This is a genomic window from Spiroplasma endosymbiont of Nomada ruficornis, from assembly GCF_964030795.1.
GTDB classification, from domain to species: Bacteria; Bacillota_I; Bacilli_A; order Mycoplasmatales; family VBWQ01; genus Spiroplasma_E; species Spiroplasma_E ixodetis_A.
Genome location: NZ_OZ034962.1, coordinates 1495404 through 1516421, shown reverse-complemented (window position 1 = coordinate 1516421; position 21018 = coordinate 1495404). Strand labels below are relative to the sequence as shown.

Genomic DNA, 21018 nt, shown 5'->3' with positions numbered 1-21018 from the left:
AATTTATTGTATAATCAATTTATAAAATTTTATATTAAATTTTATAATTCATTACGGATTTATATTTTTAAAAGGAAGTAAAATAAATTATGTTAAATATAAATAACGAAAAAGTATTGTTTGATTCTAAATTTATTGGAGTAAAAATAAAGAATGGTTTTATCTATGTTGAAGAACCTTGATGTAACAACCAAGGAGTTGCCATTTTGCCCTATGTTTTAAAAGACAATCAATATTATTATTTGCAAATACATAAAGAAAAAAACCCAGCTCATGAAATAGTATCTAAAATTAGTCAGTATAGTACTATTACCGGTGGACTTGAAAGTATGGATTATTATACAACAGTTGTAAAAGAAATGTGAGAAGAAGTAGGCATTGATATTAGTGGAAATAATGTATTAATTAATAGATTTAATCATTCTTTTTCAAATAAATCAAGCAATAAAAAATGATTTTTATATGCCATTAATTTAACTAATTTAAATTTAGATATCAATAAAATTTATTATGGAAAAGGTGGAGATGGTACTAATTTTGAAAAAGGAATTCATGGTAAATTTGTTACTAACGAATCATTAATCAATTCTAATGATTTACTATCTATTTCTATTAAAGGAAAAACAACAATTAAAAAAGAAATAAATGATTTTCATTTCAATAATTTTAAAAATAAAATTCAAAATATAAATGAATCAATACTTTGAAATAAAGAACAAAAATTAAAAAATTTTTTTGAACATAAAAATATCAATGATTGCTTGATAAAAAATAATGAAAAAAATGAAAAATATAATAAGAATGAACCTTTAGTTTTTCTTCTACATTATGCAGTAGATAATGGTTATTTTGAAATAGTTGAATATTTACTTCAACATGGTGCTTATGTAAATTTAAAAGATATAAATGGATGTACACCTTTACAAATTGCTGTAGCAAATTCTGATAATGATATTGAAATAGTAAAATTGCTTATTGAAAATGGTGCTGATATTAATGCACAAGATGAAAATAATTGTACAATCTTAGATTATGCATTTAATAATAATCGAATTGAAATTATTAAGGAAATATTAAAATATGATAATATTAATGATATTAATAAAAAAAAATATATTGACATACTTTTGATTTATTTTTCAAAATATAATGACATATTGTCATTTAGGTGATTAAATGAAAATTTTAAAATTAATGCTAATATTGAAGATAAAAAAAGTCGTTATACTCCTTTACAAATTGCAGTAAAAAATAATAATATTGAAATGGTTAAATTATTACTTGAAAATCATGCTGATATTGATGCACAAGATGTAGATGGATGTACACCTTTACATTTAGTTGTAGAATGTAATAATATTGAAATGGTTAAATTATTACTTGAAAATCATGCTGATGTAAATTTAAAAGATATAAATGGATGTACACCTTTACATTGAGCTGTAGAATGTAATAATATTGAAATAGTAAAATTGTTTATTGAAAATGGTGCTGATATTAATGCACAAGATGAAACTTTGGCTACTACCTTATATCTTTCTATATATACAAAAAATATTGAAATGGTTAAATTATTACTTGAAAATGGTGCAGATCCAAATATTAAAGATGTTGGAGGTTTTATTCCTTTAGATGTGGTATTAAAAAAATATGATATTAGTTGAGAAATAAGTGAATTATTATTCAAACAATTGAATTTTGTATATGTTTCTGACAACCCAAGTGATATGAAAAATATCAAAAGAAAGTTTTTTGAAAACGAATTAATTAATTCAACAAGTTCAAAATTACCTAAGTTAATATTTGAAAAAAATGAAATAAATTCTATAGATTTGCAAAATCAACCTTCAACAAGCTGATATAAACGAAGTTCATCACAAATGTAAAAAAAAGATAAGATATTGCAAGTATAATATCTTATCTTTTTAAAATCAATTTTTAATACTCCTAATTAGGTCATATACAAACGATTTAAAAATTTATATATTTTTTATAAGTATTCAAAAAATAAACAAGCCTAATTAGGCTTTTTTTAAGTAAATTTAAGATACTTATTTTTGATTTTCACTTTCATATATTTTTTCATAAGACTTATTCCATAATTAATTAAATTTATCCATGATTACTATTTTTTAACTTTAAATCTTGCACTAATTTCTTTTTCAGTTGTTGAATTTCTGTTTCTAATTTTTGTATTTTTGTTTCTAATTCTTTGTTATTAATTTCTAAATTTTTAATTTTTACATATGGATTTTGTTCTAAAGTAAAACGCTGAATTATACTTGTAAGTGCAAGTAAATAAAATTGCAAAAAATTCTCATATAAAAATTTCATAATGCTAAATTTAGTTTAGAAAAAAGTAAGGAGTTTTTATATGAGTTATAAACATCTTGGCATAGATGAAAGGATTTATATTGAGAATCAATTGAAATTTAAATTTAAAATTAGTGAAATAGCTAAAAATCTTAATCGAAGTATTAGTACTATTATTCGAGAAATTAATAGAAATAAAGATAATAATCATTATTTTTCATTAATTGCACAAAATAAAGCTGAAAATAGAAAACAATCACATATTAGTTTTCATAAGTTTAAAAATAAGAATTTAGTAAAATATGTACAACAAAAATTACTATTAGGTTGATCGCCTGAACAAATTTATAGCAGAATTAAAAATTTTCATAAAGAGTGAGTTATTAGTTTTAAAACAATTTATACTTGAATTTATTTTGGAATGCTTGATAAAGTTACTAGTAAAAATTTAAGAAGAAAAGGTAAAAAACGAAAATCTAAAGAAAATCGTGGCAAGTTTAATGGTAAATCAATTAAAGAACGAGATATAAATGTTAATGATCGTATAACACTTGGTCATTGAGAAGGAGATACTATAGTATCATCACGAGGTAAAAGCAAATCATGTTTAATAACTTTAGTTGAAAGAGTATCACGATTTACTTTAGCAATATTAGTTAAAAACAGAACTACTAAAGTTATTAATAAAAATGTCAGTTATTATTTATCAATTCTTCCTAAAAACATTGTTAAAACTATTACTTTTGATCGTGGCAAAGAATTTTCAAATTGACAACAACTTGAAAAAAATTTAGATGTAAAAATTTATTTTGCCAATCCATATTCACCTTGACAAAGAGGTACTAATGAAAATACTAATGGTTTAATTAGAGAAAAATTTCCTAAAAAATTTATTTTTTCAAAAACTAATAAAAATGAAGTTCATAAATTTATATTGTCTTTAAATCAAAGACCGAGAAAAATACTAAATTATCTTTCGCCAATCGAATATTTGGATAGAAAAATAATTTAGTTGCACTTACCTTTACAATTTAGCATAAAAATATATTTAAATGCTGTTCATAAAACACTGTATAATTTGGTTCCATTTTTGGTTGGAAACATTAAAAATAAACTTATTAATTAAGACATATTGATGATATTAGGTTTAATTTTTTGCCAAAACCCTCGATTAAAACTATATATCGTTGATTAAAACGTTTTGGTTTTTGTTCACAAAAACTATTAAGAAAAAACATTTGAGATATGAAAAGTAAAAGAAACTGGATTATTGCAGACTGATATTAAAATAGTATCAAATTATATAACAGGAAGTAAAAGATGATATATTATTGATTTTATTGATGAAAAAACTTGAATTACTTATTGTTATCCATCTGAACAAACACAAACCAGAGATATTGTAAATGCTACTAAAAATGCTTTAAATTTTTATGAAAAATTAGGAATTAAAATTAAAAGAATTAGAACTGATAATGGTAGTCAATATACTAATACATCTTGTGGAAAGCCACAAAGGAATCGTTGATTTACAAATTTTTGTAATAAAAAAGTATAGTTCATGAAACTACACCGTTTAGATCACCACAGAGTAATGGTAAGATTGAAAGATTTCACAGAAATTGAAGTAATTTATTTGAAATAAAACCATATTTAAATAGTGATTTTAGTTTATTTCAAAAATTAGTGAATTCTTTTCAAGAATATTCTAACAATTCTAAACCACATAAATCATTAGGATTAATGACTCCTATGGATTATTTTGATAAACTTTTATTATATGGAAAATAGTCCAAAATGTTTGTACTACCTTACAAATCTTTAAATTAAATATAATCGTTACCAGCCCCATCTTCCAAGACCACACCGGTAACTAGATAATTGTATCGTAATAAGCATTTTTTCAATGATTACCAATCAATTTTGCAATTTCTGCAACTTTTGATTTAAGTTCTGGTTTTTGTTGAATAATTTCTGCGCTTTTTCCTTTACTAAAAGCATATAAGCGTTCATTGGTCTTTTAACTTTATTTGACATATTTTTACCCCCTAAACCTACTATAATTTTACAATATTTTTGTAATAAGTTCTTCATATGCTTGTTTTTGACGTCAATAATAAGGATTTTCTCAAATGTTATCTAAATCATTTTCTGTTTTAATGAAGATATCACTATTTTTAATAATGTTATTAGATAAATTTTATCTAAAGTTTCATCATATCAGGTGATGGTATTACTTTAATTAGAGTATTATTTACTTTGATTTGGTCATCAATCATTTGCATTGAAAGTGTAGCTTGTGGGTCTAAATCAATAGACTTCTTTCATAACTAGCACTTTATTTTTCTTAATTTTTATATTATTATAATTTTAATTAAGTATCACAATTCAATTAAGTATCACAATTCACCGCAAGATAATTCATTAATTATTTTGTTTTTTGTGTTATGATTATTTTGTTAGTAAAAAAATATATAAAATTAATAATGCTGTCGAGGATTTTTATATATGGAAGAAAATTTTTATATTAAAAAAGTTTATTATGGTGCTTATGTTAAAAATATAGTTTTGCCTATGAGTGCTATTTTAAATAATAAACGTAATGAAATTGGTATTAAAAATTTAGAGATTAATGATAAAAAATTACGTAATAATGCAATTCGGACTAAAACAAAATTAATACATAAAGCGTATCATAATTTTTATAATTCAAAGGTTTTAAGTTTTGTTACTTTGACTTATGCTGATAATATGCAAGATATTAATAAAGCAAAACATGATATTTCTATTTAAAAAATGGTTATTCTTATTTGGTTAATTATAATGATGTTTTTACTTTTAATCAGTTAGCAAGTAATTATGCTTTTGAAGAAGAAGATTTAATAATTTTAGATGAATTAGCATTAAAGATAAATTCTAATGATTTAGGAGTACAGTTTAAAAATCAACAAGAAAGTTTAGGACAATTTTGTAAGTTAATAGGTCATATGTTTAATGGTACTATGTATTTGATTGAACAACATCCTAATAGAATACCAGTACAAGCAAGAGAAAAAGTAGAGTATGTTGTGCAAGTTAAAAGAATGCGTTTTTTGGGCTTTGTTGTTATATTTAATCTTAATTTATATACTAATATTGATGATTATAATAAAGTAGTGTTTTCACGACGTAGAACAAAGAAAATGATTAAAAAAGGCATTATGCCTCCAAGTTATAGTGGTGAAGCAATGGCTATGACTTTATTTTTTCCTAGACACTGGTTAAAAAGGTATAATTCACGTGCTTTACATTATGTGCATTAACTTAAAAGTGAATTGTCACATAGAAAATACCTTAAAGAAGCCAGTAGTATTGATATGACTTATACTGATATTAAGTCTGCTGGTTTAGATAAATTAGATAATATTTTAAAGAAAAAAGATAAACCTAAAAATAAAGATAAATAAAAATAGTTATAGTCCCAGTGAACCTACTGGGACTATAATTTGGGTGAGCCACGTAGTGGCGAGGGACGTAGTCCCTATATACTTGTTAAGGAAAAAGAATGGTGTTTAACTTGAAATTTATTGAATTTAAAGATATAAGTTATAAAGAATTTTATCGTTGAACGGGTGTTAAAAATAAAACATTTGAAAAAATAGTAAAAATTTTCAAAGAAGCAGAAAATCAACAAAAATATTATGGTGGTAGAAAAAATAAACTTTTAATTGAAGATCGTTTATTAATGACATTAGAATATTGACGTGAATACAGAACTTATTTCATATTGGAAAAAGTTTTGGCATTAGCGAACCAAGTTGTTATCGAAATATTAAATAAATTGAGGATATTTTAATAAAACACCCTGATTTCCAACAACTTTCTGGAAGAGTTAATAAAAAAGCATTTTAAAGATAAAACATTTATCATTGATGTTACTGAAACCCCAATTCAACGCCCAAAAAAAGTCAAAAGCAGTACTATTCAGAAAAAAATATAAAATAAGAGATAAAAACTCAAGTCATAATTGAAAAAGAAAGTAAACAAATTCTGACAACACATTTTTCATTTGGTAAAAAACATGATTTTTGTTTGTTTAAAGAAACAAAAATTAATTTTTTAAAAAATTCCTTATTAGTAGCTGATACTGGTTATCTAGGTTTAGCAAAAATTCATAATAATGTTTTATTGCCAAAACGAAAATCAAAGAAAAATCCTTTAACTAAAGAGCAAAAACAAAATAATAGGTTAATTTCAAAAATGAGAATTGTTATTGAAAATGTCTTTGCTAGTCTTAAAAAATTTAAAATTATTGCTGAAAAATATCGAAATCGTAGAAAAAGATTTGCTTTACGATTTAATTTAATAGCTTCAATTTATAACTTAGAATTGATTTAGTTATGAAAGAACTCTAATTAATAAAACTTTTTTATTTTTTAAAGCAAGTTTATAAGCAATATTTTTACAAAGTGTTGTTTTTCCAACTCCACCCTTTTTAACAGCAAATGAAATCATTTTCATAACTATTCACTCTCACTTTCATTTTTTTGTGCATATCAATTTTCTAAAATCATAGTCATTAGAGTTGTATATTTTCAATGATTTTGTTTGGCTTCATTTTTAAATTTTTCTACTAAATTTGGTGGACATGTCATTGTTGGTAATTTTTGATTTCATGGTTTGTCTTGATAAGGTTTATTTTTCCAAAATGAAGCCATTTTTTAACTTGTTCCATTGGTTTTATTTTTGTTTCGTTTCTTTGAATATTTAATTTCAATATTTATAATCTAAATAATTTTTTAGTTGGAATTACAAGTATAATTCAGCATAAAATTTTTAGATATTAAACAAGTTTATAGTGTTTAGGAACCGCTCCTTGATTTTGATATTTTTTTAATTCTTCTTTAGTTAAACAAGGTGATTGTTTTGGTTCTTTTTGATTATAAAAATTATTGATTTTATTAATATCACTTTGAGTTAATGAACTTGCCATTTCGGTTCTTAATTTATAATTTAATTTTTCTAAGATTTTTTGCTGTTCATTTTCAATATTGATGATTATTTTATTTTGATATTTATCAATGAAAAAAGCTTCTTTAAATTTTTTAGTTTTTTTGCAAAAAATGATCGTAATGTTATTTTTTTGTTCAATAAGATTATTTAAAATTTTATTTTCTTCAATATTTAATAATATTGTTTTTTCTATTTTTTCATCTTTAATATTAGGTAATGTTTCAATATTTCAATTGTTATCTTTATGTTTTGAAATGATAATTGGTTCTGAAATATATTTTAATTTTTGATAATAGTCTGAATTTTTAATCAAAATTGATTCTTCTAGTGTATCAGTTAAATCTTGTTTTGCCTTAGTAATTGTATCTAACTGTTGTTGTGATAAATCTAGTTTATCTGTTAAATATTTTTTTTCTTGAATAACTTTATTTAATTGTTTAGCTAAATTTTGTTTTGTTTTATTTAAATCCATAATTTGTTCTTCATTACTTATTTTAGTTTCTTTTAAAGATTGAACTTCATCAGTTAAATCTTGTTTTGCCTTAGTAATTGTATCTAACTGTTGTTGTGATAAATCTAGTTTATCTGTTAAATATTTTTTTTCTTGAATAACTTTATTTAATTGTTTAGCTAAATTTTGTTTTGTTTTATTTAAATCCATAATTTGTTCTTCATTACTTATTTTAGTTTCTTTTAAAGATTGAACTTCATCAGTTAAATCTTGTTTTGCCTTAGTAATTGTATCTAACTGTTGTTGTGATAAATCTAGTTTATCTGTTAAATATTTTTTTTCTTGAATAACTTTATTTAATTGTTTAGCTAAATTTTGTTTTTTTTTATTTAAATCCATAATTTGTTCTTCATTACTTATTTTAGTTTCTTTTAAAGATTGAACTTCATCAGTTAAATCTTGTTTTGCCTTAGTAATTGTATCTAACTGTTGTTGTGATAAATCTAGTTTATCTGTTAAATATTTTTTTTCTTGAATAACTTTATTTAATTGTTTAGCTAAATTTTGTTTTGTTTTATTTAAATCAATCATTTGTTCTTCATAATTTTTATTATCAATTTCAAAATTTTCTAATTCTTTTTCTTTAAATATTAAATTTTGACTTAGTCGATGATTTTCTTGCTTTAAATTTTCTAATTCTTCATATTTATTATCATTAGAATCATCTTTTAAAGATGATAATGAATTTTGTAATTCTTCGAAGACTTGAATTAATTTGTTTTTCATTTCTAAATCATAATTTACTTTTTTTCAATTTTTTAAAAGATTTTTGATACTTTTTTTAAAATTTTCAATTTTTTCTAATAAATATTTATTTTTTTCTTCTAAGTCTTGAATAGTATCGTATACAAATGTTTGATTTAATAAATTTTCTATATTTTCATATTGATTATCATTTTCTAATGATAAACTTTCTAAATGTAATACTTCTTCAATAAATTTATTTTTAAATTTTAATTCATAATTTGATTGATATAAATCGTTCAAAATATTTGTGATACCTTTTTTAAACGTTTCAATTTTTTCTAATAAATATTTATTTTTTTCTTCTAAGTCTTGAATAGTATCGTATACAAATGTTTGATTTAATAAATTTTCTATATTTTTCATAAGTTTTAATTTTACTCCTTTTTAATAATTTGCTAATAAAATACTAACAAACATTATAAAATAATAATACAATTTAAATGTGTTTATTAACAAAATTTATTTTGTAATTTCATTATTTTTTACCATATAATTATAAAAAGCTCATATTTGCTAAAAACAGCAAATATGAGCCAAATAAAGGCATATATCTAAAAAGGAGAAATTATGAAGAAACTTTTAGGTTTAGTATTTATTCCATTATTTATAATTGAATTTATTTTTGCAATTATTGTTATTATCACAACAAGTATCGTTTGCAACTATAATTATCCATATAATGACTTTCTTAAAATAGAAAAAAATATGAGCTTATCAAAAAATAAAAAAATGTTATTTATATTATTGTTGATATGACAACCGGTTTTGATGTTACATCAATTTTACAAGGTAACTCGCAACTAGCAAATAATTTTACTGGTTTTACCAATTATGAAAATGTAATTACTACTAAATTGGATTAATAGCAATATCAACAATCATTTTCATTTTGTCATTTTCACTTGTTAATTGCATAATTTTCTCCTAATTTTTATTGATAAATATTAAAAATTTTAAAATAAAAATTTAGTTATTACAATAGTCATGTATTAAAATTTACATTTTTTGTGATTTACTACTAGAACTTTGTCCTTTGCTTGTTGAAGCTTCGCTATTTACTTTTGATTTTTCTTTTTCAAATCCAAGAGCATTAGCAACTCTTTTTCGTCTTTCACGTTCGTTTTTTTCTACTCAAGCTTTATTTGTTTCATCAACTCTTTTGTTTCACTTGTCTTTATCTGCTTGGCTTCATTTTTCCATATTATAAAATTCCTCTCAATTTTTTTGAATATTTTTTTCTATCCTTAAAATATCCAAGAAAAATTATATATTTTTAAAACGAAAAATGTGTAAAAAATAATAAAAAATCGCTATTTTCAAAAAATAGCGATTAGAACTTTATTGTTTATGTTAATAAACATTTTACTTTATTTCAGTTATGATTTGAACTTATTGAAGATTGTGGACCTTGATTATTTACTGTATTTTTTATATCTGAATCAAAATCACTGACGTTTAATGGTTCAATATTTGAACTATTATTTATGGTTTTATTATTTAAGAGTTCATTTATAGTTTTATCTTTTCTATTGTCTAATTCTTGTTTTAAAATATCATATTGAGTTTGTAATTTAGTTTTTAGTTTATCACTTATTAAATTTTTAATTATTGAATCACGTTCTTTTTTGTTTTTTTCTTTAAGTTCTTCATTTTTATATATTTTGTTAGAAATTCATGATTCAACTTTTTTTTATAGGTGAAAATAATGATGAAAATATTTTACTTCCAATACCGATTGTAACTAAAAAAGCACTAATTGTAATTTTATCAATAAATATGAAACTACACCGTTTAGATCACCACAGAGTAATGGTAAGATTGAAAGATTTCACAGAAATTGAAGTAATTTATTTGAAATAAAACCATATTTAAATAGTGATTTTAGTTTATTTCAAAAATTAGTGAATTCTTTTCAAGAATATTATAACAATTCTAAACCACATAAATCATTAGGATTAATGACTCCTATGGATTATTTGGATAAACTTTTATTATATGGAAAATAGTCCAAAATGTTTTTACTACCTTACAAATCTTTAAATTAAATATAATCGTTACCAGCGCCATCGTCCAAGACCACACCGGTAACTAGATAATTGTATCGTAATAAGCATTTTTTCAATGATTACCAATCAATTTTGCAATTTCTGCAACTTTTGATTTAAGTTCTGGTTTTTGTTGAATAATTTCTGCTCTCTTTTCTTTACTAAAAAGCATATAAGCACATTCATTGGTCTTTTGATTTTATTTGACATATTTTCACTTCCGAAAATTTAAACAAAAATAAAATTTATTGTATAATCAATTTATAAAATTTTATATTAAATTTTATAATTCATTACGGATTTCTATTTTTAAAAGGAAGTAAAATAAATTATGTTAAATATAAATAACGAAAAAGTATTGTTTGATTCTAAATTTATTGGAGTAAAAATAAAGAATGGTTTTATCTATGTTGAAGAACCTTGATTTAACAACCAAGGAGTTGCCATTTTGCCCTATGTTTTAAAAGACAATCAATATTATTATTTGCAAATACATAAAGAAAAAAACCCAGCTCATGAAATAGTATCTAAAATTAGTCAGTATAGTACTATTACCGGTGGACTTGAGAGTATGGATTATTATACAACAGTTGTACAAGAAATGTGAGAAGAAGTAGGCATTGATATTAGTGGAAATAATGTATTAATTAATAGATTTAATCATTCTTTTGCAAATAAATCAAGCAATAAAAAATGATTTTTATATGCCATTAATTTAACTAATTTAAATTTAGATATCAATAAAATTTATTATGGAAAAGGTGGAGATGGTACTAATTTTGAAAAAGGAATTCATGGTAAATTTGTTACTAACGAATCATTAATCAATTCTAATGATTTACTATCTATTTCTATTAAAGGAAAAACAACAATTAAAAAAGAAATAAATGATTTTATTTCAATAATTTTAAAAATAAAATTCAAAATATAAATTAATCAATACTTTGAAATAAAGAACAAAAATTAAAAAATTTTTTTGAACATAAAAATATCAATGATTGCTTGATAAAAAATAATGAAAAAAATGAAAAATATAATAAGAATGAACCTTTAGTTTTTCTTCTACATTATGCAGTAGATAATGGTTATTTTGAAATAGTTGAATATTTACTTCAACATGGTGCTGATGTAAATTTAAAAGATATAAATGGATGTACACCTTTACAAATTGCTGTAGCAAATTCTGATAATGATATTGAAATAGTAAAATTGCTTATTGAAAATGGTGCTGATATTAATGCACAAGATGAAAATAATTGTACAATCTTAGATTATGCATTTAATAATAATCGAATTGAAATTATTAAGGAAATATTAAAATATGATAATATTAATGATATTAATAAAAAAAAATATATTGACATACTTTTGATTTATTTTTCAAAATATAATGACATATTGTCATTTAGGTGATTAAATGAAAATTTTAAAATTAATGCTAATATTGAAGATAAAAAAAGTCGTTATACTCCTTTACAAATTGCAGTAAAAAATAATAATATTGAAATGGTTAAATTATTACTTGAAAATCATGCTGATGTAAATTTAAAAGATATAAATGGATGTACACCTTTACATTGAGCTGTAGAATGTAATAATATTGAAATAGTAAAATTGTTTATTGAAAATGGTGCTGGTATTAATGCACAAGATGAAACTTTGGCTACTACCTTATATCTTTCTATATATACAAAAAATATTGAAATGGTTAAATTATTACTTGAAAATGGTGCAGATCCAAATATTAAAGATGTTGGAGGGTTTATTCCTTTAGATGTGGTATTAAAAAAATATGATATTAGTCGAGAAATAAGTGAATTATTATTCAAACAATTGAATTTTGTATATTTTTCTGACAACCCAAGTGATATGAAAAATATCAAAAGAAAGTTTTTTGAAAACGAATTAATTAATTCAACAAGTTCAAAATTACCTAAGTTAATATTTGAAAAAAATGAAATAAATTCTATAGATTTGCAAAATCAACCTTCAACAAGCGGATATAAACGAAGTTCATCACAAATGTAAAAAAAAGATAAGATATTGCAAGTATAATATCTTATATTTTTAAAATCAATTTTTAAGACTCCTAATTAGGTCATATACAAACGATTTAAAAATTTATATGTTTTTTATAAGTATTCGCTAAATTCTAAAGGTAAGTGCAACTAAATTATTTTTCTATCCAAATATTCGATTGGTGAAAGATAATTTAATATTTTTCTCGGTCTTTGATTTAAAGACAATATAAATTTATGAACTTCATTTTTATTAGTTTTTGAAAAAATAAATTTTTTAGGAAATTTTTCTCTAATTAAACCATTAGTATTTTCATTAGTACCTCTTTGTCAAGGTGAATATGGATTGGCAAAATAAATTTTTACATCTAAATTTTTTTCAAGTTGTTGTCAATTTGAAGATTCTTTGCCACGATCAAAAGTAATAGTTTTAACAATGTTTTTAGGAAGAATTGATAAATAATAACTGACATTTTTATTAATAACTTTAGTAGTTCTGTTTTTAACTAATATTGCTAAAGTAAATCGTGATACTCTTTCAACTAAAGTTATTAAACATGATTTGCTTTTACCTCGTGATGATACTATAGTATCTCCTTCTCAATGACCAAGTGTTATACGATCATTAACATTTATATCTCGTTCTTTAATTGATTTACCATTAAACTTGCCACGATTTTCTTTAGATTTTCGTTTTTTACCTTTTCTTCTTAAATTTTTACTAGTAACTTTATCAAGCATTCCAAAATAAATTCAAGTATAAATTGTTTTAAAACTAATAACTCACTCTTTATGAAAATTTTTAATTCTGCCATAAATTTGTTCAGGTGATCAACCTAATAGTAATTTTTGTTGTACATATTTTACTAAATTCTTATTTTTAAACTTATGAAAACTAATATGTGATTGTTTTCGATTTTCAGCTTTATTTTGTGCAATTAATGAAAAATAATGATTATTATCTTTATTTCTATTAATTTCTCGAATAATAGTACTAATACTTCGATTAAGATTTTTAGCTATTTCACTAATTTTAAATTTAAATTTCAATTGATTCTCAATATAAATCCTTTCATCTATGCCAAGATGTTTATAACTCATATAAAAACTCCTTACTTTTTTCTAAACTAAATTTAGCATTATGAAATTTTTATATGAGAATTTTTTGCAATTTTATTTACTTGCACTTACAAGTATAATTCAGCTTTATATTAATTTTAAAAATTCTAAAATTCGATTTAATTCTTTATGATTACTATAATTGATGATTAGTTGTTTTTTATTGATTTTTACTTTAGTATCTAAAGTTCTTGATAAAGTATTTTCTAATGCTACTAAATGAAGATCTGACTTGTTATTAACATTTTGTTTTTGATTTAAACTTAATTGTTGCATCTTAATAACATCTTCAACCTTACGAACACTCCATTGTTCACTATATGCCCTTTTAGCAATAGTTACCATTAAATTAAGATTAGTGCCTAAACTTAATAACGGTTTAACATGACCCATTGTTAATTCATTGCGTTGAAGCATTTGTAAAATCTCTACTGGCAATTGCAAAATTCGTAAAGTATTAGCAATGTGACTACGTGATTTATTAACTTTTTGTGAGAGTTGTTCTTGAGTTCATTTCATTTTACTAATTAAAGTTTGATATGCCTGTGCTTCTTCAAAAGCATTCAAATCAACACGTTGAATATTTTCAATCAAAGCAAATTCCATTAATTGTTGATCTGTTACTTCAATAGTTACTGCAGAGATCTCTGTTAGACCTGCTAATTTTGCAGCTTTAGTTCTACGCTCACCAGCAACTAATTGAAAAACACCATCTGTTATCGTTTTTTTAACAATAATTGGTTGAATTAAACCGTGAATTTTAATTGAATCACTTAGTTCTTTAATTTCTTGTTCATTAAATACTACACGTGGTTGATATGGATTAGGAATAATTTTTGCAAGAGAAATAGTTTGTGAAAAAGTTTTAGCAATTTCTGGTGAACTTTCAATGTTAGTTATCAAATCATTTAAACCTTCACCAAAAATTGATGCTAAGCCTTTAGCAGAAATACGATTTTTTTTATCATTAGACATTATTTAACACCTCATTCACTAAACTTTGATAAGCAATAGCACCACTGCAACGTGGCCGATAACTAAAAATATTTTTACCATGACTTGGTGCTTCACTTAGAGTTACATTTCTTGGAATATAATTTTTATAAACTTTTTCTCTAAAATTTTTTTGAATTTCTTTGATAACTTCAACAGAAGAAGTTGTTCTAATATTAACCATAGTTAATAAAATCCCTTCAATTTCTAAATTGGGATTAAATAATTTTTGTACTAAACGAATAGTAGATAATAATTGTACCAAACCACCTAATGCATAAAACTCAGCTTGCAATGGAATAATAACTGAATTAGCTGAAGCTAAAGCATTACGATTAACTAATCCTAAACTAGGTGGACAGTCAATAATAATAAAATCATATACTTCCTTTACGGGTTCTAATTTTTCTAATAAAATATTTCTTTTATTACGAGATTGCTCTAATAAAAATATTTCGGCTCCCGCCAAAGAAATGGTTGATGGTAATAAATCTACTCCTTGACAAACTTCAGTTTTAATTACTTTTTCCAATGGAACATCATGTACTAAAACATCATATATATCTTGTTCAACTTTATCAGCAGCAAAACCCATTGAAATAGTAGCACTACCTTGTGGATCCAAATCAATAAGTAACACTTTTTTATTTTTTATACCTAAACCTGCAGCAAGATTAGTAGCAGTAGTTGTTTTTCCAACTCCACCTTTTTGATTAGCAATTGCAATAATTTTGCCCATAATAATTACCTTTCTAAATGAATAGACTAATATTTTATCGTACTAATTAAGTTTAACACTAATTTTAATTAATATTATTTACAAAGGTTTACTTTTAATTTGTTGATAAGGTCTTGGATATTTTAAAGCACATAATTTATATTTTTGAAAATGAAGGATTGTTCTTTGACCATAGTTGTTTGGTAATTGAACAGTAAATTGATTAATTAACTTTGCACCCATTGTGTTAATACTATTTTGTGCCAACGCAATTTCTTCTTCAACTTTAAGACCCTTATAAGCAATAAATAATCCTTCAACTTTAACTAATCCTAAACATAATTCACTTAAAATATTTAGCGGTGCTAATGCTCTTGCTGTTACAATATCAAATGTTTCACGATATTGATGAGCAAATGTTTCTGCTCTTTGATTAATTATATAAACGTTTTCTAAGTTTAGTTCAGTAATTACTGTTTTTAGAAATTGACATTTCTTTGTATTTGATTCAATAATAGTTAATTGTAATTTGGGAAAACAAATTTTTAAAATTATTCCTGGTATACCAGCACCACTACCAACATCACAAATATTTTGATCCTCCAAAATGATATTATTACTAATTAAAAGAGAATCATAGAAATGTTTATAATAAACTTCCATTTCTTCAATGATCGTTGTTAAGTTATATTTTTTATTTTCAGCAATTAAAATTTTATAATACTGACTTAATTGTTGTTCCATTATTGGGGTTAAAGTTAAATTAGTTAAACCTATAGCTCAATTTTTATTCATTGCTTACTCCTAAATCAATCATTTAATAAAATACTTTATTTAAAGTAGACTATAAATATAATGCTTTAAATAATTAAATTATATTTAATTATAATGTTTTTTTAGTATATGTTTGAAATTTTATCACATAACTACTATCCTTCAAAATTAAATATTACTAAAAATAATTTAAAACCTTTAAAATATCATTTTCGTTGTATTTTCTTTAAACTCAAATATAATTAACACATATAATAATAATTATTAAAAAATTATAAAAGTTTTTTAACTCATTGCTTAATTTAAAGTAAATGAGTTTTTATGTTTTAATTTATATCATTGAAAGGAAAAATAAAAAAATGAAAATTTTACTTAATTTTTCAAACGAACTCACAAAATCTATTAATAATAATTCATTAAACCTAATCAGTATACAAATTAATAATTGAACAAATCCTATCCAAGAACATAAAAACAAACTTGAATAAATATATCAAAATTTTCTAAAATCACAAGAATTATCAAAGGTTTTATTTAATAAATCAATAAATACATATAAACCACATTTCATAAATAAAATGAAAAGAGAAGTACTATTTATTAAAATAAATGAAGAAAAAAAAGATATAAATCTACAAAATATAAATAAATTAACTACACATGAAATTGAAATACTCACAAAAAAAGAATTACAGAGATTGACAACTGAAGAAATAGTAATTTTAACACCAAGACAAATACAAGCATTTACAGAATGACAAATTAATTGATTCACCATTGAACAAATCCAAATATTGACAAAATTACAAATTCAATCATTGACAAAAAAACAAATAGAATCATTTACTACTTTACAAATTTCTTGATTCACCAAAAAACAAATATCATGATTCACAAACTTACAAATTACTTGACTTAGAAAAAAACAAATAGCATCATTTACAGAAATACAAATAAAAGCATTAACCAAAAAACAAATACCAGCACTCACAAGCGAACAAGCAGCAGCACTTACTGTTTGACAAATCACTTGATTTACTAAAAACAAATACCACAATTTACAGAAACGCATATAGCAGTATTCACAAAAGATAAGATTTCTTGATTTACTAAAAAACAAATACAAGCATTCACAATCAAACAAATTGAAATATTTACTAAAGAACAAATACAAGCATTCACAATCGAACAAATACCAGAATTTATACCACAACAAATTAAAGCACTGACTGAATGACAAATTAGTTTATTTACAACAAAACAAATAAAAAATTTTACATGAAAACAACCATTTACAGCAGAGCAAATACCACACTTCACAACAAAACAAATAGCAGCAATACCACCAATTCAAATTTCATGATTTCATGATGATCAAATCCAAGCACTCACAATTGAACAAATACCAGCATTCACAATCGAACAAATACCATATTTCACAAAAGAACAAATATCAGCATTAACCAAAAAACAAATACCAGAATTTACATATTGAAAAATGCCAGAATTTACAAATGAATAGATTCAATCATTCACAATTAAACAAATACCAGAATTTATAAATTTACAAATTACTTGATTTACGATTGATCAAATACCCGCATTCACAATCAAGCAAATACAAGCATTCACAAACTGACAAATTACTTGATTCACCATTGAACAAATAGAAGCACTAACAATTAAACAAATACCAGCACTAACAATTCAACAAATACCACACTTCACAAAAATGCAAATACAAGCACTCACAAGCGAACAAATACCACACTTCACAAAAGAACAAATACCAAGTTTTACAACAAAACAAATAAAAAATTTTACATGAAAACAACCATTTACAGCAGAGCAAATACCACACTTCACAACAAAACAAATAGCAGCAATACCACCAATTCAAATTTCATGATTTCATGATGATCAAATCCAAGCACTCACAATAAAACAAATACCAGTATTAACATCACAACAAATTAAATGATTTTACTATGAACAAATCCAAGTTTTTACAAAAGAACAAATTCAGTCATTTACAACAGAACAAATATCAAAATTTACAATAGAACAAATACAAGCACTCACAAAAGAACAAATACCCGCATTAACATCACAACAAATACAAGTACTCAATGAGGGAGCGTACCGAAGATGTCGATAAATAAAAATTTTTAAAAATAACTCCTTTCTTTTTTAAACTATTAAATTAAAAAATAAATGACAAAAGACGAGAATAAAATTCTTGTCTTTTTTTGTAATTGTAAAATTTTAAAATTTTTAATAACCGTCTTTAGCACTATTATCAACACGTGTTAGGGAAATAAAAAAGTGAACTACAACATAGTTGTTAAAAATAGTAGCTAGCATGTGGACTTGCATGGATAAATAAAAAGTGGAGTGATACCTAATAAAATATACTAACCAGAAATGGTAATTCTTGGGGTGGGAGCGAATTGGAAACTAGTATATATAGACCCGGAGTGGGGACCAACTATTATTCTTTATTTAACCAACCTTGCCACTACCAAGTGAGCAAGTGTTGGTTTTATTTTTTATTTTTTTTTGAAAAATTTTTGGGCGAGAAAATAAATTTCAAACTTGTAAAAAAAATTGAGCGGGACCGGTTCAATTAAAATATTAATTTGCTAAACGCAAATTAAATAAATATTGAATCGAATGCCTCAATGTTTTTTAAAATTTCACAATTTATTTTTGAGCCCAGAATTGCTGGAATGAATAAAACAAATAGTAGTATTATTAATAATCTAAGAATAAAAATATATGTTCTTTATGCTAGAAGCAACAGAACATATTAGGAAAGGATTATTATGCAAATAGAATTTAAAAAAGAACAAATTGTTAAAGATAAACCACAATCTATTCTTATTGATTATGTTGAATATAAATTATCTCTTCCAAAATGAATGATTAAAAATAATTCTTTTATTGTTGATAACAGTTGCACATATTGAGTTTTTAATTTAGAAAATATTAAAAAAGAATTAAGTGGTAATGAATTAATAAAGTTATTAGAACCATATATTAAAGACCAAAAAATAACTGTTAATAAACCAACTGCTCCAAAATAATATTATCTTAATGATATAAAACTTGAACAATTAACATTTTATGAACAGCATAATAGTTGATTTATGGGTGAAATAACAGATAACAAAACTAAAATTACTAATCCTTGTTTTAAATATAACATTACGTGAGAAGAAAACAGAAAAGGTTTTAAAATAAATAATCCATATAAACATGATGATTTACCAATTAATTATATAGTTACTTCTTATAAGGAAATTTCAACTCATAATGAAAAAGTATTTTTGTTGAACATGTAAACAAAATAAATTAGATTATTTATTCTTTAATACTAATGATATAAAAACAAGAAAATATTTTTTAAGAGATAAAAATAGTAAAGCAATTTGTTATGACTGTATTTTAAATATTAGGTTAAGTAGGAGGTATAAATATGAATAAAGAAAAAATACTTGAATATCTTAAAGATGAATGAGAATGAAATAAAGAAATGAGAGACGATGAAAAAGTAACTAAACTTTGAAAAAGTTGTTTTAATGGAAGATTAAATCTTATATCTCAATTAAATCAAAAAATTAAAAATGGTGAATTTGATTAATAATGCAATATGACTTAATTATTGGGATTGACCCCGCTGGTATTGGTAATAATGGAATTGTTATATATTCAAATGAAACAAATAGGATTATTTATACAGAAACATTCAACACAACACATGTTTTTGAAAGTAAAAATCGTTATAAAAGAATATTATCAATAATCAAAGAACAATTTTTTGAAAACAAAATATTAGTTATTGTAGAAAATTTCTTTTTAAGTTCAAAACAATTATTAACTAATCCATTAGCAACTCCTAAAATTATTGGTTCATTAATGGTATTAGTACAAGATGTTTTCAACTGAGATTATCTAGAAAACCAACCAAAAAATAAAAATAAAATAACAAATTATAAAGGAAATATAAAATTAACAAAACATGAACAAGATGCATATAAACACATTCAATACTATTTAAGGAATTATAAAAATGAAAGATAAAGCCAATTATGTCAAATTAACAGTAAAACTAAGTAACACTATTGAAGCAAAATATTACGAAAAAGGTAATAAAGAATTATATTATAGTGTTCGTGGTCAATGAAATGGTTTAAACTATGTTACTTTAATTTTTAATAATCCAAAATTTTATAACCGATGTATTTTATTAAACAAAAACGATGAAATTATTGTCACTGGTCAAATTTTTAATACTTTAAACATTCCTAAAATCGTGTATTTTGTTCAATTAATGTTAAATGATTTAAAAAATGAAAAGAGTAAAAAATGATATGATGAGAAATTTTATTAATAGCACCAATATTAATAACAAGTATAACACTAATAATATTTTTAATATTTATTATTAAAGAATTAAAAAATGAATATAAAGTATTAAAAATATTAAGTGAAATTGCTAATCAAATTGAAAATAAGGAGAATAAATAATGAAATGTTTTCTTTGCATGCATGGAGAAATATATTCTCCAAAAACCTTGTATAAAATAAAAAAATTGAAAAAAATAATTTACCAAGATAGAGATATTGATAGTGAAGATTTTAAGAAAAGATATGAATATCTTTTAAAAAAATTAGGTGATGGTGATAATCAAATTATTTGAATAAATTTCTTAATAAAGCAAGAAAGAAATAATAGAAAGGAGAATAAATAATGAATAAAGAAGTATGTTGTGAAGATTGTTGTGT

At 23.0% G+C, this 21018-nt stretch carries 31 protein-coding genes and 2 pseudogenes; 21 read left to right on the top strand and 12 right to left on the bottom strand.

From position 1 onward, the window contains the following. Positions 1 to 89 precede the first annotated feature (89 nt). Entirely contained in the window at positions 90 to 1886 is a 1797-nt protein-coding gene (locus tag AAHM79_RS09180; RefSeq protein WP_342257708.1) for an ankyrin repeat domain-containing protein, read from the top strand. 226 nt (positions 1887 to 2112) lie between these two features. Here the strand turns inward: AAHM79_RS09180 and AAHM79_RS09175 are convergent, their stop codons facing one another. Beyond that, positions 2113 to 2334 carry a hypothetical protein gene (locus AAHM79_RS09175; protein ID WP_342257707.1) on the bottom strand — a complete coding sequence of 74 codons (222 nt, stop codon included), beginning with the start codon at positions 2332 to 2334 and terminating at the stop codon, positions 2113 to 2115. A 40-nt stretch (positions 2335 to 2374) separates the two neighbouring features. On the opposite strand from AAHM79_RS09175, the gene AAHM79_RS09170 reads away from it, so the two are divergent. The 3 genes from AAHM79_RS09170 (at position 2375) to AAHM79_RS09710 (ending at position 4104) form a co-directional block, all read left to right on the top strand. After that, the gene (locus AAHM79_RS09170) at positions 2375 to 3325 is read left to right on the top strand and encodes an IS30 family transposase (RefSeq protein WP_342257706.1); all 951 of its coding nucleotides are present in this window, start codon (positions 2375 to 2377) and stop codon (positions 3323 to 3325) included. 258 nt (positions 3326 to 3583) lie between these two features. Next, entirely contained in the window at positions 3584 to 3871 is a 288-nt protein-coding gene (locus tag AAHM79_RS09165) for a transposase family protein (RefSeq protein ID WP_342257705.1), read from the top strand. Beyond that, entirely contained in the window at positions 3868 to 4104 is a 237-nt protein-coding gene (locus tag AAHM79_RS09710) for an integrase core domain-containing protein (protein WP_425289562.1), read from the top strand. The genes AAHM79_RS09165 and AAHM79_RS09710 overlap by 4 nt, the downstream gene beginning before the upstream one ends. A gap of 48 nt (positions 4105 to 4152) precedes the next feature. On the opposite strand, the gene AAHM79_RS09160 is transcribed toward AAHM79_RS09710, so the two are convergent. Continuing rightward, the gene (locus tag AAHM79_RS09160) at positions 4153 to 4350 is read right to left on the bottom strand and encodes a hypothetical protein (protein WP_342257704.1); all 198 of its coding nucleotides are present in this window, start codon (positions 4348 to 4350) and stop codon (positions 4153 to 4155) included. Positions 4351 to 4821: 471 nt separating this feature from the next. Between AAHM79_RS09160 and AAHM79_RS09155 the strand changes: the two genes are divergently transcribed. The 4 genes and pseudogenes from AAHM79_RS09155 to AAHM79_RS09140 all read left to right on the top strand — a co-directional run bounded on the left by AAHM79_RS09155 (position 4822) and on the right by AAHM79_RS09140 (position 6690). Continuing rightward, positions 4822 to 5106 carry a hypothetical protein gene (locus tag AAHM79_RS09155; RefSeq protein ID WP_342257703.1) on the top strand — a complete coding sequence of 95 codons (285 nt, stop codon included), beginning with the start codon at positions 4822 to 4824 and terminating at the stop codon, positions 5104 to 5106. 17 nt (positions 5107 to 5123) lie between these two features. Then, complete coding sequence (locus AAHM79_RS09150) at positions 5124 to 5615, top strand: zonular occludens toxin domain-containing protein (RefSeq protein ID WP_342257702.1); 492 nt, start codon at positions 5124 to 5126, stop codon at positions 5613 to 5615. 12 nt (positions 5616 to 5627) lie between these two features. Next, on the top strand, positions 5628 to 5759 hold the full coding sequence (locus tag AAHM79_RS09145) for a hypothetical protein (protein ID WP_342257701.1): 132 nt from the start codon (positions 5628 to 5630) through the stop codon (positions 5757 to 5759). A 110-nt stretch (positions 5760 to 5869) separates the two neighbouring features. Continuing rightward, positions 5870 to 6690, top strand: a pseudogene (locus tag AAHM79_RS09140) (IS5 family transposase). On the opposite strand, the gene AAHM79_RS09135 reads toward AAHM79_RS09140, so the two are convergent. The 4 genes from AAHM79_RS09135 to AAHM79_RS09120 form a co-directional block, all read right to left on the bottom strand. Continuing rightward, on the bottom strand, positions 6691 to 6813 hold the full coding sequence (locus tag AAHM79_RS09135; RefSeq protein ID WP_342257700.1) for a ParA family protein: 123 nt from the start codon (positions 6811 to 6813) through the stop codon (positions 6691 to 6693). It abuts the pseudogene before it with no gap. Between the two features lie 2 nt (positions 6814 to 6815). Continuing rightward, positions 6816 to 7010, bottom strand: coding sequence for a hypothetical protein (locus AAHM79_RS09130; protein WP_342257699.1), 195 nt, complete (start codon positions 7008 to 7010; stop codon positions 6816 to 6818). Between the two features lie 125 nt (positions 7011 to 7135). Continuing rightward, positions 7136 to 8926: a hypothetical protein gene (locus AAHM79_RS09125; protein ID WP_342257698.1), complete on the bottom strand. Its 1791-nt coding sequence runs from the start codon at positions 8924 to 8926 to the stop codon at positions 7136 to 7138. A 633-nt stretch (positions 8927 to 9559) separates the two neighbouring features. Continuing rightward, positions 9560 to 9763 carry a hypothetical protein gene (locus tag AAHM79_RS09120; RefSeq protein WP_342257697.1) on the bottom strand — a complete coding sequence of 68 codons (204 nt, stop codon included), beginning with the start codon at positions 9761 to 9763 and terminating at the stop codon, positions 9560 to 9562. 566 nt (positions 9764 to 10329) lie between these two features. Between AAHM79_RS09120 and AAHM79_RS09705 the strand changes: the two genes are divergently transcribed. Continuing rightward, positions 10330 to 10569, top strand: coding sequence for an integrase core domain-containing protein (locus tag AAHM79_RS09705; RefSeq protein ID WP_425289561.1), 240 nt, complete (start codon positions 10330 to 10332; stop codon positions 10567 to 10569). Between the two features lie 82 nt (positions 10570 to 10651). Here AAHM79_RS09705 and AAHM79_RS09115 read toward each other — a convergent pair. After that, positions 10652 to 10789 (bottom strand): annotated as a pseudogene (locus AAHM79_RS09115) (hypothetical protein); the annotation flags it as partial. Between the two features lie 150 nt (positions 10790 to 10939). Here AAHM79_RS09115 and AAHM79_RS09110 point away from each other — a divergent pair. Then, positions 10940 to 11539: a hypothetical protein gene (locus AAHM79_RS09110; RefSeq protein ID WP_342257696.1), complete on the top strand. Its 600-nt coding sequence runs from the start codon at positions 10940 to 10942 to the stop codon at positions 11537 to 11539. Positions 11540 to 11547: 8 nt separating this feature from the next. Beyond that, positions 11548 to 12636 (top strand): ankyrin repeat domain-containing protein, encoded by a 1089-nt coding sequence (locus AAHM79_RS09105; RefSeq protein ID WP_342258253.1) that lies wholly within the window; start codon positions 11548 to 11550, stop codon positions 12634 to 12636. A gap of 140 nt (positions 12637 to 12776) precedes the next feature. Here AAHM79_RS09105 and AAHM79_RS09100 read toward each other — a convergent pair whose 3' ends face one another. The 4 genes from AAHM79_RS09100 to rsmG all read right to left on the bottom strand — a co-directional run bounded on the left by AAHM79_RS09100 (position 12777) and on the right by rsmG (position 16251). Further along, positions 12777 to 13727, bottom strand: a complete 951-nt coding sequence (locus tag AAHM79_RS09100; RefSeq protein WP_342257695.1) for an IS30 family transposase — start codon at positions 13725 to 13727, stop codon at positions 12777 to 12779. A gap of 105 nt (positions 13728 to 13832) precedes the next feature. Further along, positions 13833 to 14720 (bottom strand): ParB/RepB/Spo0J family partition protein, encoded by an 888-nt coding sequence (locus AAHM79_RS09095; protein ID WP_342257694.1) that lies wholly within the window; start codon positions 14718 to 14720, stop codon positions 13833 to 13835. After that, complete coding sequence (locus AAHM79_RS09090) at positions 14713 to 15477, bottom strand: AAA family ATPase (protein ID WP_342257693.1); 765 nt, start codon at positions 15475 to 15477, stop codon at positions 14713 to 14715. The genes AAHM79_RS09095 and AAHM79_RS09090 overlap by 8 nt, the downstream gene beginning before the upstream one ends. A 78-nt stretch (positions 15478 to 15555) precedes the next feature. Further along, complete coding sequence (gene rsmG, locus AAHM79_RS09085) at positions 15556 to 16251, bottom strand: 16S rRNA (guanine(527)-N(7))-methyltransferase RsmG (protein WP_342257692.1); 696 nt, start codon at positions 16249 to 16251, stop codon at positions 15556 to 15558. A gap of 557 nt (positions 16252 to 16808) precedes the next feature. On the opposite strand from rsmG, the gene AAHM79_RS09080 reads away from it, so the two are divergent. Continuing rightward, positions 16809 to 17306, top strand: a complete 498-nt coding sequence (locus AAHM79_RS09080) for a hypothetical protein (protein ID WP_342257691.1) — start codon at positions 16809 to 16811, stop codon at positions 17304 to 17306. Here the strand turns inward: AAHM79_RS09080 and AAHM79_RS09075 are convergent. Then, positions 17269 to 17889, bottom strand: coding sequence for a hypothetical protein (locus AAHM79_RS09075; protein ID WP_342257690.1), 621 nt, complete (start codon positions 17887 to 17889; stop codon positions 17269 to 17271). The genes AAHM79_RS09080 and AAHM79_RS09075 overlap by 38 nt on opposite strands. Before the next feature lie 73 nt (positions 17890 to 17962). Between AAHM79_RS09075 and AAHM79_RS09070 the strand changes: the two genes are divergently transcribed. From AAHM79_RS09070 to AAHM79_RS09030, 9 genes are all read left to right on the top strand, one after another. Beyond that, complete coding sequence (locus tag AAHM79_RS09070; RefSeq protein ID WP_342257689.1) at positions 17963 to 18388, top strand: hypothetical protein; 426 nt, start codon at positions 17963 to 17965, stop codon at positions 18386 to 18388. Between the two features lie 523 nt (positions 18389 to 18911). Beyond that, positions 18912 to 19043 carry a hypothetical protein gene (locus AAHM79_RS09065; protein WP_338958910.1) on the top strand — a complete coding sequence of 44 codons (132 nt, stop codon included), beginning with the start codon at positions 18912 to 18914 and terminating at the stop codon, positions 19041 to 19043. Between the two features lie 12 nt (positions 19044 to 19055). Then, positions 19056 to 19316 carry a hypothetical protein gene (locus tag AAHM79_RS09060; protein ID WP_342257423.1) on the top strand — a complete coding sequence of 87 codons (261 nt, stop codon included), beginning with the start codon at positions 19056 to 19058 and terminating at the stop codon, positions 19314 to 19316. 63 nt (positions 19317 to 19379) lie between these two features. Next, on the top strand, positions 19380 to 19574 hold the full coding sequence (locus AAHM79_RS09055; protein WP_342257314.1) for a hypothetical protein: 195 nt from the start codon (positions 19380 to 19382) through the stop codon (positions 19572 to 19574). A gap of 134 nt (positions 19575 to 19708) precedes the next feature. Beyond that, positions 19709 to 19873 carry a hypothetical protein gene (locus AAHM79_RS09050; protein ID WP_338957566.1) on the top strand — a complete coding sequence of 55 codons (165 nt, stop codon included), beginning with the start codon at positions 19709 to 19711 and terminating at the stop codon, positions 19871 to 19873. A 2-nt stretch (positions 19874 to 19875) separates the two neighbouring features. Continuing rightward, complete coding sequence (locus tag AAHM79_RS09045) at positions 19876 to 20313, top strand: hypothetical protein (RefSeq protein WP_338957565.1); 438 nt, start codon at positions 19876 to 19878, stop codon at positions 20311 to 20313. Beyond that, positions 20303 to 20623 (top strand): hypothetical protein, encoded by a 321-nt coding sequence (locus AAHM79_RS09040; protein WP_342257315.1) that lies wholly within the window; start codon positions 20303 to 20305, stop codon positions 20621 to 20623. Before AAHM79_RS09045 ends, AAHM79_RS09040 begins: the two co-directional genes overlap by 11 nt. After that, positions 20599 to 20760: a hypothetical protein gene (locus AAHM79_RS09035; RefSeq protein WP_338957563.1), complete on the top strand. Its 162-nt coding sequence runs from the start codon at positions 20599 to 20601 to the stop codon at positions 20758 to 20760. Before AAHM79_RS09040 ends, AAHM79_RS09035 begins: the two co-directional genes overlap by 25 nt. Positions 20761 to 20777: 17 nt before the next feature. Then, positions 20778 to 20984: a hypothetical protein gene (locus AAHM79_RS09030; RefSeq protein WP_342257316.1), complete on the top strand. Its 207-nt coding sequence runs from the start codon at positions 20778 to 20780 to the stop codon at positions 20982 to 20984. Positions 20985 to 21018 lie beyond the last annotated feature (34 nt).